Annotated in this window: 10 protein-coding genes; 1 reads left to right on the forward strand and 9 read right to left on the reverse strand. The window is 57.4% G+C overall.

Annotated elements, in window-relative coordinates:
* Positions 1 to 57: 57 nt before the first annotated feature.
* The 5 genes from alaS to SPI05_RS03350 form a co-directional block, all read right to left on the reverse strand.
* Positions 58 to 2745 carry an alanine--tRNA ligase gene (gene alaS, locus SPI05_RS03330; RefSeq protein WP_321076158.1) on the reverse strand — a complete coding sequence of 896 codons (2688 nt, stop codon included), beginning with the start codon at positions 2743 to 2745 and terminating at the stop codon, positions 58 to 60.
* Positions 2746 to 2850: 105 nt separating this feature from the next.
* Positions 2851 to 3144 carry a hypothetical protein gene (locus tag SPI05_RS03335; RefSeq protein WP_321076160.1) on the reverse strand — a complete coding sequence of 98 codons (294 nt, stop codon included), beginning with the start codon at positions 3142 to 3144 and terminating at the stop codon, positions 2851 to 2853.
* A gap of 8 nt (positions 3145 to 3152) precedes the next feature.
* Complete coding sequence (locus tag SPI05_RS03340) at positions 3153 to 3509, reverse strand: DUF948 domain-containing protein (RefSeq protein ID WP_321076162.1); 357 nt, start codon at positions 3507 to 3509, stop codon at positions 3153 to 3155.
* A gap of 115 nt (positions 3510 to 3624) precedes the next feature.
* On the reverse strand, positions 3625 to 4245 hold the full coding sequence (rpsD, locus tag SPI05_RS03345) for a 30S ribosomal protein S4 (RefSeq protein WP_297588253.1): 621 nt from the start codon (positions 4243 to 4245) through the stop codon (positions 3625 to 3627).
* Positions 4246 to 4384: 139 nt separating this feature from the next.
* Positions 4385 to 5722, reverse strand: a complete 1338-nt coding sequence (locus tag SPI05_RS03350) for a replication-associated recombination protein A (protein WP_321076166.1) — start codon at positions 5720 to 5722, stop codon at positions 4385 to 4387.
* A 50-nt stretch (positions 5723 to 5772) separates the two neighbouring features.
* Here SPI05_RS03350 and SPI05_RS03355 point away from each other — a divergent pair, with 50 nt between their 5' ends.
* Entirely contained in the window at positions 5773 to 8115 is a 2343-nt protein-coding gene (locus SPI05_RS03355) for an MMPL family transporter (protein WP_321076168.1), read from the forward strand.
* A gap of 1 nt (position 8116) precedes the next feature.
* Here SPI05_RS03355 and SPI05_RS03360 read toward each other — a convergent pair whose 3' ends face one another.
* The 4 genes from SPI05_RS03360 to SPI05_RS03375 form a co-directional block, all read right to left on the reverse strand.
* A complete protein-coding gene (locus tag SPI05_RS03360) occupies positions 8117 to 8740 on the reverse strand; it encodes an L-threonylcarbamoyladenylate synthase (protein ID WP_321076170.1) in 624 nt (207 codons plus the stop codon).
* A 102-nt stretch (positions 8741 to 8842) separates the two neighbouring features.
* Complete coding sequence (gene aspS, locus SPI05_RS03365) at positions 8843 to 10660, reverse strand: aspartate--tRNA ligase (protein WP_321076173.1); 1818 nt, start codon at positions 10658 to 10660, stop codon at positions 8843 to 8845.
* A 141-nt stretch (positions 10661 to 10801) separates the two neighbouring features.
* Positions 10802 to 12661: an ABC transporter gene (locus SPI05_RS03370; protein WP_321076176.1), complete on the reverse strand. Its 1860-nt coding sequence runs from the start codon at positions 12659 to 12661 to the stop codon at positions 10802 to 10804.
* Complete coding sequence (locus SPI05_RS03375; RefSeq protein WP_321076178.1) at positions 12661 to 14331, reverse strand: dynamin family protein; 1671 nt, start codon at positions 14329 to 14331, stop codon at positions 12661 to 12663. Before SPI05_RS03375 ends, SPI05_RS03370 begins: the two co-directional genes overlap by 1 nt.
* Positions 14332 to 14345: the final 14 nt, after the last annotated feature.

Below are 14345 nucleotides of genomic sequence, written 5' to 3' on the forward strand. Positions count from 1 at the left end.
GTGCGTTATCCCCTATCGGTGTGACGGCTCGGCGAAAAGCCCCGAACCGGCAGTTGTTTACTTGGCGAGTACTGACTGCAGTGCGGCCACTACGGCATCCAAACCGTTTTCCGGTTTGCCTGCGGGAGCTCCGCCACCTTGCGCCAAGTCGTCCTTGCCGCCGCCGCCACCACCCATGGCCGCGGCACCGGCCTTAACCAATGCCCCGGCCTTCACACCTTTGTCGCGAGCCGCTTCGTTACTGGCCACGACCAGCATCGGTTTTCCACCGATATCGGCCGCCAGCGCAACGACCACCGGATCCGCGTTAGAGAACCGCCCGCGCAAAGTGGTGGCTGCCTGACGCAAATCGTCCACGGAACCTGCCTGAGCTACCTGGTGAATGACCTGCACGCCACGGAGCGCTTCGGCGGATTTTACGTAATCGTCCAGATTGGACAGCAAAGCTGCCAACCGGGTCTTTTCGAGTTCTTTTTCCGCGGCCTTGAGCCGATCCATCAGGGAAGTAATGCGCTCCACCAGGGTTTCCGGCTTGGCGCCGACCAGCTGGGTGATCTGAGACACCAAGGCGTGCTCTTTAGCTTGGAATCCGGAAGCACCATTTCCGACCAGCGCTTCAATACGCCGCACTCCGGAACCAATCGAGGATTCTCCCAACACCGCTATAGAGCCGATATGCCCAGTCAGCGGCACGTGGGTGCCGCCGCAGAACTCTCGAGACCAACCATCGCCAATATCAACGATGCGCACAATCTTGCCGTACTTTTCCCCGAAAATGGCCTGCGCGCCAGTCTTTCGCGCCTCCTCAATGGGCATCTGATAGTCGGTAACAGTCATATTGGTCTGGACTCGTTCGTTTGCTTCCGCCTCAATGTCCGCCACCAAAGAATCCGGCAAAGCCGTCGCGTTGCGGAAATCGAAACGGACGTGCCACGGGGCATTTTCCGACCCTGCTTGGGTCGCGCCCTGTCCCAGGGAATCCAACAGAATCTGGTGAATGACGTGGGTAGACGTGTGGGCTCGGGCAATCGCGCCGCGACGCTCAACATCAATCGTAGCTTGGGCGTCCTCACCGAGAGTAACCTGACCTTCCGTCAAAGTCCCCCGATGCATGGGCAGTCCCTTCACCGGAGCCTGCACATCAGCCACATCCAGCACTCCGCCACCCGCGAACGTTACCTGCCCTTGGTCAGCGAGCTGTCCGCCGGCCTCCGCATAGAACGGGGTCCGGTCCAGCAGGACCTCAACGGTAGCCGGGGCTGTTGCGACCGGTACCGGTTTGCCGTCCTGCAAAATACCGACCACCCGCGCCGGAGCGCTGGTCTCGGTGTATCCCAGGAACTCCACCGTGTTGTTCTCACCAAGTTTCGCCGCCAGCTCGTGATAGACGTGAGCATCGACGTGTCCGGTTTTCTTGGCCACCGCGTCCGCCCGGGCGCGCTGCTTCTGTGCGTTCATCAACTCTGTGAAACGCTTTTCGTCCACCTTGACCCCGGCTTCCGCCGCCATTTCCAGCGTCAGAGACAACGGGAAACCGTAGGTATCGTGCAGTTGGAAAGCGTCGTCGCCGCTCAGGGCCGCGCCCAACTGTTTCGCTTTCGTCACCGCGGTATCCAAGATGAGGGTTCCGGCGTCGAGGGTGCGGCGGAAAGCGTCTTCTTCAGCGTAAGCCACGTCAGAAATGGTGTTCCATTCCTTTTCCAGCTCGGGATAGGAGGCTTTCATCACATTCATCGAAGCAGGCAACAGCTGCGGCATTACTGCCTCGGTCACACCCAACAGCCGCATGGAACGCACCGCGCGGCGCATGAGGCGGCGCAGCACGTAGCCCCGTCCCTCATTGCTGGGACGAACCCCATCGCCAATCAGCATCAGGCTGGAACGCACGTGGTCAGCCACGATACGGAAGTGAACGTCCATCGGGTCGGGGCCGGAAGTGTAGCGGCGCCCAGACATTTCCTGAGCGACTTCGATGACGGGGAACACCTCGTCAATTTCGTACATATTGTCTTTGCCCTGGAGGACAAAGGCCAGACGTTCCAGGCCCAAGCCCGTATCGATAGCGGTTTGGTCCAGCTTGCCCAACAGTGGGTAGTCTTTGCCGGAGCCTTCGCCACGCAGGAATTCATCAAAAACCAGGTTCCACAGTTCCAGGTAACGGTCGCCTTGCGTGTCAACTTCAGGACCGCCCTCGGGACCGTATTCAGATCCGCGATCCAGGTGGATTTCCGCACAAGGGCCGGCGGGGCCGGGCTGGCCGGTATCCCAAAAGATTTCTTCGCGCGGAAGTTTTTGGACGTGGGTCGGATCCAAACCGATTTGCCGAGTCCAGATGTCCCAAGCGGCCTCGTCTTGGTCCCAAATCGTGACCCAGAGCTTGTCGCCGTCCAGGCCATAGCCACCGTCCTTTTGACTACCGGTCAGCAAATCCCAGGCATACTGAGACGCGCCTTCCTTAAAGTAGTCACCGAAAGAAAAGTTCCCGCACATCTGAAAGAAAGTACCGTGACGCGTGGTTTTCCCGACCTCGTCGATGTCGTTGGTGCGGATACATTTTTGTACCGAGGTGGCTCGCGGCCACGGCGCCGGTTCGGTTCCCACAATGTAGGGAATGAACGGAACCATGCCCGCGATGGTGAACAAAATCGAGGGGTCGGGCGAAATGAGCGGCACCGAGGGGCGAACCTCATGACCGTTCTTTGCAAAAAAATCCAGCCAACGCTGACGAACTTCCGCAGTACGCATGTATATGTATCTTTCCTTCGTGTCCGGGCAGTTCCCGGATTATCTGTCCTGGTCCCCCCGGTCAGTTTGCTCCGGGCAACTTTCGTTTATTGTCAGTTAGTTTCGCTAAAAGGCTAGTTCGTCGTCCAGCGTGGAGTCACGGTGACGTCCACGTCCGACTTTAAAGCCGCCGCGATCTTCCTTCCGGGCGCTCCAAGTGTCGCGGGCTTGCTCGATTTCTGAATCGCTGGAGCTCAGAGCCTCGATGAGTTCTCCCTCGCGCTGCGACATATCCGCACGAAATCCCTGGGTCATCTGATCGACAGTCTGCCGAAACGGGGTCACGGTAAAGTACGCAGCCAGCGCCGCCCCCGCGGAAAGTAGCAGCGTCGTCCCAACTGCTTTTGCTGTATTTGACATCGATCCCCCTACTTCGCTTTCTTCGCGTCAATGCCCATAGCTTTACGCACCGCATAGTTAAACGCGGCGACTTTAATGAGCGGCCGGCCCAGCGTTGCCGTAAACAAGGTCGTCAGAGCCGAGAGATCCTCGACGGAACGATTTGCCGCCGAGGTCATGGAATCGACCCGTTCCAACTGATTGTTAACCTGGTCCAAAGACGTCTGCCCCTGTTTGACCGCCACCACAGTTTCGTCGGCGACAGTTTTGATGGATTGCTCCAGTTGGGAAAACACCCCACCCAGTTTCCACAGTGGCACTGCTAAAAATAGCACCAATACCGCGAAAGCCACGGCGGCAATAATCCCGGCAATTTCACCAATCATGTCATTCTCCTGTCCCGGTGTAGCGACCGAATTCTGCGCAGTCTGCGCGAAACACACCGTGATATTCTAACTTTAAACAATTGACCCCGGGAAAATCCCGGGGTCACTGAAAGTTTTAGCGGGAATAGTGCTCCACAACCAGTTGCACTTCACACTGAATCGGGACTTCTTCACGCTTAGGCTGGCGATCCAGAGTAAAACGCAGCTTTTCCAAATCGACCTTGAGGTAGTCCGGCACGGGAGGCAGCACATCGCGGTGAGAACCGCGGGCAGCCACCACGAAGGGGTCCTTGACCTGGGAGGACGGCTTGACCTGGACGGTCTGGCCGGGGCGCACCTTGTAAGAGGGGCGATCCACAATCTTGCCGTCGACCAAGATGTGACGGTGGGTTACCGCCTGACGAGCCTGGAACATGGTGCGGCCGAAACCGGCACGCAACACCAGAGCATCAAGCCGCGTTTCCAACAGTTCCACCAGGTTGTCACCGGTTTGGCCTTCCATCCGGCGCGCCTCCTGGAAGGTCTTGACCAGTTGCGCCTCACGAATCGCGTATTGGGCGCGCAAACGCTGCTTTTCCTTCAAACGCACCGCGTAGTCAGATTCGCTGCGGCGGCGGGCACGGCCGTGTTCACCGGGTCCGTAAGGACGACGTTCAAAGTACCGCTTAGCTTTCGGGGTTAGCGGCATCCCCAAGGCGCGCGACAAACGCACCATTTTCCGAGAACGGTTTCCCATTTATATTCTTCCTGTCTTATTTCAAAGTCACCCCGCGAGGGCATCTCGGCGGGGAGGGGTCACCTTTTTGGCTAAGACCCCAGGTGTCCGGGCGTCAACCAACCGAGGGTTGGACAAAACACCGGGCAACTTGGCTATCTTACCGCATTTTTTGAATCTTGCGTATTTTGGCCAGTCTCTCGCCCAACGTGACTTCCCACCCGTGGGCGGAAGGTTCGTAATAAATCTTGTCTTTCAGCGGGTCAGGCAGGTATTGCTGCGCGACTATCCCGCGGGTGTCGTCGTGGGGATAGCTATATGTCCCCAGATCTTTCCTGTCGGCGTCAGCCCCCGGATAATGCTGGTCACGCAGATAGGAAGGAACGGTACCAATGTTTCCGGACTCCACGTCAGCCACCGCGGTGTTGATGCCGACATAAGCCCGATTCGACTTCGGGGCCGTCGCTACCGCGACCACCGCCTCAGCTAGCGGAATCCGCCCTTCCGGCATCCCAATCAACTGCACCGCTTGTGCCGCCGCGACCGCGAGGGGCAGCACGGTCGGATCAGCCAACCCAACGTCTTCTGCCGCCGCAATGACGACTCGGCGGGCGATGAAGCGCGGATCTTCCCCGGCCTTAATCATTCGCGCCAAATAGTGCAGGGCGGCATCGGGGTCGGAACCGCGCATCGACTTGATAAACGCCGAAGCCACGTCATAATGCTCGTCAATGCCGTAACGCACCACGGCCGTGTCTGCCGCAACCGCAACATCATCTTCGGTAATCTCGCTGGCCTCGCGGGAATCCGCTCCCCCGGCTGCAGCTTCCAACAGGGTCAAGGCTTTACGCCCGTCCGCGCCGGCCAATCTGATGAGGCTTTCCCTAGCGTCCGAGGTCAGTGTGTACTTTCCAGCCAGTCCGCGTTCGTCCGCCAAAGCCCGGTCCATAATGGTCTCGATATCCTGGTTTGTCAGTGGTTTCAACGTCAACAGCAGGGATCGGGACAACAGTGGAGAAATGACGGAAAAAGCCGGATTTTCGGTGGTGGCTGCGACAAGGATAACCCACCGGTTTTCCACTGCCGGCAGCAGCGAGTCCTGCTGCGATTTAGAAAAACGATGAACCTCGTCTAAAAATAAAATGGTTTCTTGACCGCTCAGGCTCAGCCGTTGCTTCGCCGCGTTAATGACCTCACGGACTTCCTTGACTCCCGCGTTGATGGCGGAAAGCTGGGCGTATTCCCGGCCCCCTGCCTGCGCCACCATATATGCCAAGGATGTTTTGCCAGTTCCGGGCGGACCGTAGAGAATCACGGAGGAAGTCATCTCGGTGTCTGCCCGCAACAGCCGCTGTAACGGCGAATTGGGTGCCAAAAGGTGTGACTGTCCCACCAATTCTGCTACGTTACGTGGACGCATCCGCACCGCCAGAGGAGCATCCGGACGAAACTCCGGAACTCCTCTGCCGGTATCGCTCAAGGAATCAAACAAGTCCATGAAACCACCCTAGTGAAAATTACCCTAAAGTGTGTGAGACAATGCATAACATGTTCCTGAAACTATATCGCCGTTTGAATCGACGCCCTCTGCCCACGGTGTTGATTTGGGATTTGGTGATAGTCATCTGTGCAGCCTTTACATTGACCGGTTTTGGCTTCGGAAATATGTGGAATCGTGTTGAAAACCGCCTGGTTTCTATCCCCAGTTCGGAATCCTACGTCGCGTCACAAATCCTGAATGACAGCCGCAGTTCCAACTATCAGGCTTACCTCATCGTCACCGGGGTGGATATGGATAAACAGCGCGCGGAAGTCAAGAACGTGCTGGACTCCGCGGCGGCGAGTTTCAGTGAGGTTCCGGGGGTTATTCCGGCGGGGGTGCTGTATCCGTTTGCGAAAGGCGACGATGTTAATAACCCCGATGCAAAAACTTTGATGGACAAATTTATTGCCGCGGATAAGCAGGGTTTCATGATGGTGGTGCTGCTGGACTTGACCCAGTTTCCCCAACGCGCCGACGACATCCGCGCCATGACTGAGAATGCTTTGAGCCAAATTGCCGGCGATATGCGTTCTTTCGCGCCTCACGCCGAGGGCATCGTCACGGATGAAGACCTGAACAATCAAGAAGTTGCCGCGATTGCACACCATGATTCTCTCAAAGCGAATCTCATTGCCTTGCTGATGATTTTTGTGGTGCTGTTCGGGGCTATGGGACGTCTGCGCCTGGCTTTTCTCGCTTTCATTCCGACCTTTTGCGGATGGATTGTGACGCGGACCATCGCCACCCTGGCTTCCCTCATCGTCAAGCCCGCTCCCGGTGACTCTGCCCTGGTCACCATGCTTTCACTAGGTGTGGTGACCAGTTATACGGTGTTTCTCATCAGCCGCAGCCGCACCCGTCTGGCAGTGGTCAAATACACCGCCGAGATTCCGCGTATTTCCAAGCCACATGAACGTCGGTTGCGCAAGCGCCGTGACTCTCTCACGCCCTTAGACGAGGTGTTTACCCACTCGGCTCCGGCTATGCTTATTTCCACGGCGCTAATTGTGCTGGGTCTGATTATGGTAGCTATCTTTCCCGCTAGCAGCCTGCGCTGGGTGGCTCTGGTCAGTATGTTCTCCATCCTGGGATGCTACGCAATTGGGACTACGTTGATTCCCTCGCTGCTGTACCTCGGCATCAGGTGGCTGGAATACCCGCGTCCGCAATGGCATCGGCGGATTTTTACCACGATTTCCTCCTGGTTCCGTTCTCTGAACGACCGGCTACGGAAACTTTTCGGCTCACGGAAACCTGCCAAACCAATTTTGACCGGTGTCCTGGTAGTTTTTCTGTTAGTGATGGCGATTCCCGCCTTCGGAATTACCTGGCACACCTCAGGGCAGACGACTTTTCCTCCAGGAACGAATGCCGCGAAGTTTGAAGCTCTACGCGCAGCTCACTACGGCACTACCGCAGCCACTCCGGATATCCAGATATTAGGGAAAACCACCGCCGCAAATATGCAAAGCTGGTCTGTTGCGGTGGGCAAGATTCCCGGTGTCGATGCGATGACTGCCGGAAACACTGAAATTGCTGGGGACTATAGCGTTTTGGACGTAGATTTGAAGCCGGGCGTCACCAATCGTCAAGCCGGTGAAATCGTGAAAACTATTCGCAGCTTACCTTCGGATTTCCCCAAGTGGACCACCGGCCAGGCTGCTAACCAGGTTGACTTTGCCTACCAACTCACTAAGTTTGTTCCCCCGCTGGCCGGAATCATGGTGCTGGCGACTTTTCTGGTCATTTTGCGCGCCACCAGGCGTGCTTCGGCAGCGGTGTGGGCGACTTTATTGAACTCCCTGAACCTATTGGTGGCTTTGGGGCTGACGGCGTTGGTGTTCCAAGACGGGTGGGGCGCGTTCTTGCCCAAACTGGCGCGTTCCGGAGGTGTCGACCCTAACGTGGCAGTGTTGCTGGCGGGTTTCGGTTTCGCGCTATCCCTGGATTACCAGTTCTATGCCATGAATAGAGCGAAACATCATCTGCCGGAGGAACTGGCGGAACTGGACGACGACCCGCTGCTGAACGAGTTGACCCAAACCCGCGGAGCACTGTGGACACGCTCAGTCATCCACCTGGCGATTTTCCTGGCTTTCCTGCCAATGAACGCCATGCCCGTGAAACAGTCGGCTTTTGCCCTGGTTATCGTGGTGCTGCTCAACGTGCTGTTCAGCCGCCTGTTTCTCTCTCCCCTCCTGGAGCCCTACCCAGATCAAAAACCGCAAGACCCCGGTTTGGTGTGGGAAGACGACCTTCCTAATCTGGCCGATTCCGACACGGTGGACGACTCAACCGCGCTTGCACACAATCAGCACAGTGACACCGCCGAGAGCACCGGCGAGTAACCTACTGCAAGAAATCAACCGGACCGGCTCCCTCTCGGGTTACCACCGGGACGTCGTCCTCCATGTTGATAACGGTAGTGGCCTGATCCGAACCAATCGGCGCATCGACGATAATATCTAGCAGGTGCCCCAGCTTGGCGATGACCTCGACCGGATCGCTCAGTGGTTCCGTATCTCCGGGCAACAGCAGGGTACAGGATAAGATAGCCTCCCCCAAGGCTTCTACCAGAGATAAGGCGACCTTGTGCACGGGAATCCGCACGCCGACAGTGTGCTTCTTTTTGTTCAGCGTGGCGCGCGGAACTTCCTTGGTACCTTTCAAAATAAACGTGTATGGCCCCGGAGTCAGCGATTTAATCAGCCGGTACTGGGAATTCGACACCATCACCAGCTGACCCAGCTGGGCGAAATCGTGGCACACCAGCGTGAAATGGTGCTTGTCATCGAGCTGGCGGATTTTCCGGATGCGTTCCAGGCCAGCACCGTTGGCCAAAGCACAGCCTAGCGCGTATCCCGAATCAGTGGGATACGCCATTATGCCGCCGTCCTGGATAATCTCCACAATCTGGTTCAACGAACGAGTCTGCGGATTTTCCGGGTGCAGTTCAAAAATTTTTGCGCTCATAATTACCCCCTTGGTGAAACCCTGCCAACTATCCCATCTATTGTAGAGGGGACAGTTGGCAGTTGAGAGACAACTCGCGGTGATTTTCCTCAGAAGTAGCTTTTACGGCGTTTTTTCGCTGTCCTCGGCTTCCTCAGCGTCCTCGGCGTATTCGTCATCTTCCGGCACGTAATCCACGCCGGTTTCTTTGCGCTGTTCGTCCGTAATCGGGGCGGGCGCACCGGTGAGCGGATCTAAGCCGTCGCCAGCCTTCGGGAAGGCGATAACATCGCGAATCGACGGGGAACCCGTCAGCATTCCGGCAATGCGATCCCACCCCAAAGCCAGACCGCCATGCGGTGGAGCGCCGTACTTGAAAGCGTCGAGCAGGAATCCGAAGCGTGCCTGCGCCTCCTCCTGCGAAAAGCCCATAACCTTGAACACCCGTTCCTGAACATCGCGGCGATGGATACGGATAGAACCACCGCCAAGTTCCACCCCATTGCACACGATGTCATACGCGTACGCCAAGGCATTGCCGGGGTCGGTATCGAAGGTATCGAGACATTCCGGTTTCGGCGAAGTAAAAGCGTGGTGTACGGCGGTCCAAGCGGAGTGGCCCAGCGCCACGTCGCCTTCCGCTACTGCCTCGCCGGAGGGCTTGAACAGCGGCGCGTCGACCACCCAAGTGAAGGCCCACGCCTTTTCATCGATGAGGTCGCAACGCTTCCCAATCTCCAGGCGAGCTGCACCCAGCAACGTTTGCGAAGCGGTCTTGTCCCCGGCGGCAAAGAAAATGCAGTCCCCCGGCTGGGCTCCGGTGGCAGCAGCCAGACCGGCCTTTTCCGCGTCAGAAATATTTTTGGCTACCGGGCCGGCAGTTTCGCCCTTTTCATTCAACGTCACGTAGGCCAGACCCTTCGCACCGCGGGCTTTCGCCCATTCCTGCCACTTGTCAAAAGTACGCCGCGGCTGGGAACCGCCACCGGGCATGACCACTGCCCCCACGTAGGGTGCTTGGAAGATCTTAAACGGGGTGTCTTTAAAGAATTCGGTCAAATCAACGAGTTCGTAGCCAAAACGCAAATCCGGTTTATCCGAACCGAAACGATCCATGGCTTCCTGGAAAGGCATCCGCGGAATCGGAGTGGTCAGGTCATAGCCGATAACTTTCCAAATCTCTTTCAGCAGGTGTTCGGTTACCTCGATGACATCGTCTTGGTCGACGAAACTCATTTCCAAATCGAGCTGCGTAAATTCGGGTTGGCGATCAGCGCGGGAATCTTCGTCACGGTAGCAGCGAGCCAACTGGAAGTAGCGTTCCATACCGCCGACCATCAGCAGCTGTTTAAACAGCTGGGGCGACTGCGGCAAGGCGTACCACGAACCGGGCCGAATCCGCGCCGGGACTACGAAGTCCCGCGCCCCTTCCGGGGTGGAACGCGTCAAAGTTGGGGTTTCAATCTCAATAAATTCGTGTTCTTCCATAACCCGCCGGGCAATCTGAGAAATCCGCGAGCGCAGCACCAGATTGTCGTGCAGCTGACGGCGGCGCAGATCAACGAAACGGTAACGCAACCGGATATCCTCACCGACATTGGAGTCCTCGGCATGTTCGGAAACTTGGAAAGGCAGCGTCGCGCAGGAGTTCAAAATTTCGACATCATCGGCCATAACCTCAATATCGCCGGTGACGATTTCGGGGTTTTCGTTGCCTTCGGGGCGTTTGCGCACCTTGCCGGTGACCTTGAGCACGTATTCGTTACGGACTTCCCGGACCACTTCTTCACTGACGACCAGCTGGACAATTCCGGAGGCATCGCGCAAGTCCATGAAAGCTACCCCGCCGTGGTCTCGGCGACGATCCACCCAACCGCAGAGGGTGACGGTCTGACCATCGTGTTTCAGGTTCAATTCCGCACATTTGTGAGTTCGCAGCAACTTATGCCTTCCTTTGAAAATTCGTCTCAAGTCAATCGGGGTGCGACACCCCGTTCCCATAAGTGGGCTCTCTAAAGTTTAACGCCTATCTGAGCTGAGGGGAAACCCTGGAAGCTGTTCCTTGAACTGGTGAGACGAAAGCTAACGCGATTGGGTGTCTCGCAAACGCATTTCTGAAACCAGTTCGGACAGCTGGGGGTATAAATCCAAATTCTGGTTCATTTTGACCAGGAAACCCTGACGAGTCACTTCCTGGATCAGCGAGCGGAATTTGTCGGCACATTCTCTCCCGTAGTTTCGCGCCCCGCAGTGCAGTATCTTAGTTCCCACCAGGCTCCACACCAGGGTGCCCGCAACTGCGGCAACCAAGACCAGGAGAGGGAACGGCACCGGTCCGACCATCCACACGGCCGCACTGGTGCCAGCCCCGCCTAGGAACGCCACCCCCGCAACGAGACTCCACAGCAGTCCCACCACTAACGCAGCTAGCCAGAACCAATGTCCGAGTCGCCAAATCCGCCACCAGGTCCGGGCGGGACGAGCCGGGAATTTCCAGGATTCCAAAGCTAGGTTGAGGGCGCTGACCAGGTTTCCGGACAGTTCCACGGCCTTGAGCTGGGCAAAGTCCACCCATTTGGACGGGCGGTGCGCACTGGCGGTCGCCGCGTAGGTGCGAGCCGCGCTGGTAATTCCCGCCACGTTGACGCGGGGGAAGAAACGGTTGAGCGAGTCGGCTTGCGGGGCTACCGAAGGAAGGTCTGGGTCTGGAGTGGAGTCAGCTACGGCTGGGGTCGCGCTCTCGTCGGCGGTTTGTTCTGGGGAGGGGTCCGCAGAAGGGCCGACGGGTTTGTCCGCTTCAGGTTCGCCGGGCGTGGTCGAATTATCCTGATTGACATGTGCCAACGGTTTGATTCCCGCCAACCAGTTCAGCACCGGCCACAGCGTCCAAAAGCCTCCCGCCCTCAGGTATTGTTTGGAAAAGTTCGCTTCCACGGCCGACAGACCGCTGACCTGGGTCACCTGGTCCACCAGTTTTGTTTCGGCTGGGGACGGTGGCGAAGCAACAGACGGAGCCTGAACGGGCTGCGTTGAGAACTGTCCGGTCACATCCAGTTCCAAATCTTGGCCTAGCTTCGTGGCGGCATGATGAATCGCGGCTTGTTCGCCTCTCCAACGAGCTTCCGGCGCGTGGGACAACTCGGCTACGGTTTCGCGGAATCGTGCCAAACTGGACTCATCGTAAAGCGAAATCTGCAAAATTTCAGGACTGACCCCTATCCGTTCGGCAATGGCGGACAGCTCCTGGTTCAGGGTTTGTAGCTGAGACTCAGTCAAGCCCTCGGTGTGGGTCAGGACAAAGTACGAGTTCGGGTGACTTGGGAACGCCGAAATTCGGCTGTGGAAAGCGGCATCGGCATATTTTTGGGAATCCGTAGTCCACAAGATGAGATCCGCTGTTTCTAGGACCTGGGACGCCGCTGAGGTCAGTTCGGGAACCAGCAGTGTATCGGGAACTTCGACCACAATCGGGTGACCGCACTGTGTAAGAGCCGACCGTACCTGGTGACCCTCGCCTACCATTCCCAAACTGTCCCGGAGTGGATTGGAACGGGTGGTACAAAACTCCACGCTGACACTGCGCGGAATTCCGCTCAGTTCTAAAAACGGTGCGGCAGTCACCTCCGCGTCGACATAGGCCACCAGCTCAGTTGTGGTCGGTCGGTGCATCCCCGTTGGCACCAAGCTGTCGCGACGGGCCAAGGTGTTTACCACCGTGGATTTTCCGGTGCCGCTCGGTCCGGCTACCGCTATCACGGTTACTCGGGGGTCTAAGGCATCCCGGCGTTCTAGCTGGTTCTCTAAACGGCGCAAATCTTCGCGAGCCTGAACCAGGAACGTCTCGGAGCCACGCGTTCCCTGAACGACATCGAGACACTCCGCCGCGCGGTGCAGGGCTGCTTGCATTCGAGTTTTGCGTTGTTCGGGATTATTCCGCGGCACTAGGACCACTCCTCTCGCAGGGTACGCAGCGTTTTTCGTCCCGCGGCGATTAGTTCAGAGTTGTCGTAATCAGGAATGCTTTGACGCAAGGTGGCGATGCGCTGGTTGACCCGAGCGTGCAGCCCGCGGCGAAGCGTGGATCGGCTCCACGACCGCAGTCGCAAACGTGTCGAGATATCAAAAAAAGCTCCCAAAAGCTCGTCAATCCTGGTGAACTGGCAAGTTTCGGGCGAGGCCATTCCGGCAAAGAGAACCGACAGGAAAAGCGTCTGGGCATCGTCTGTCGAGAGCTTCTCATCCCGATTCCAGCCAGCTTGGCGGCAACATTCCGCTGGGGTCAGAGACCACTGCTCTAAGAGTTCGCTACCGTCCAAGGGCTGTGAGGTTTCGTCTACAATCTGACCGGAGTCGGGCAATACAGAGTCCTGAATAGCGTCAGCAATCATTTGCTCCATCTGAAAGTCGAGGTTCGACACGCTACTCGCCACCGCCCGCTTTACAGCATCCAGTGCCGCATCGGGTTGGGGTTGCTGATTGAGCCAGACATTTTTCCATTTCAGCCGCTGGCGTATCCAACTGTTTTCAGCTTGGTACTCCTCGAGTTGGCAGCGCACGCAGGGCTCCAAAAGGTCGGCAGGCTCACCTTGGAACCACGTGGGCGTGGTAATCTGAGCCTCAACAAAGTCCAACAGTTGCTGTTCCAACCGATCCACGGTTTGCTGGGCATCACTGCGCATTTGTCCCTCAGCGGCGGCAGCATCGAACACTTTTTCGCTCAAATCCAGGACTTCATGCAGAGAACCAAACAGGGTCTGACGCGCCATGGCAGAATGCATCAAGGCGTCACCAGCCAGGTTATCGAGCCAGTTACGCAGGGAAACTAAATCTTCAGCGGGCAGCTCTCCGTCAGCAATCTGAGTTTCCATAATGGCAAAAATCGGAACATCTTTGAGGTTGCTAGCAGAGATTTCCGCGCTGAGATCCTGCTTAGCCGCCAGGAGGGAACCTTGTGTAACCCTGTTCAGCACCGCCCCGATAGCGACATCACGCCGGGCAGCCTTCCGCAACAGTTCCAGCCCCGGCTCGTCCCGGTAACGGTTGGCGGTAGTCACAAAAATCCACAAGTCAGCGACTTCCAACAGGTGCTGAGCTAATTCACGGTTCGTGTCCAAATAGGAATCCAAATCGGGACAATCGATGAGGCACATTCCCGGAGACATCTTGGGAGTCGAACGCAAGATGAGCTGCGGCGCCGGTGCTGTCGCAGCCTCCTCGCCCGCTGGCACACGTTCCGGTACGGCAGACGCGACGGCGGAATCGTCCCAGGCATCATCGTCTAACAGACGTATCTTTTCAAATCCTCCCAAGATGCGGTCTGCCGCCAGCCACAACTCGTCGTCAGGATGGTACACGAGTACCGGGGTCATAGTCGTAGGACGCCTCACGGAAGTCGGAACTTGCGCACCGACCAAAGAGTTCAGGAGCGTCGATTTGCCCACCCCGGTAGAACCGGCCAGTACCGCGACAAGGGGACCGTCCAGGTCAGTACCCCGCGCGCGCAAATGCTCGCGAAGCCGGGAGACTGCCGTGTTTCGCAGCTTTACGGCAGGAGCCTGCGCCACCGGAAAACCAAAGATTAGGTCCTCCAGCTGCTGCGCTAACTCATCCAAACTCTTCGATGGCG

The sequence above is a fragment of the Mobiluncus sp. genome, from assembly GCF_034180645.1.
Classification (GTDB): Bacteria; Actinomycetota; Actinomycetes; order Actinomycetales; family Actinomycetaceae; genus Mobiluncus.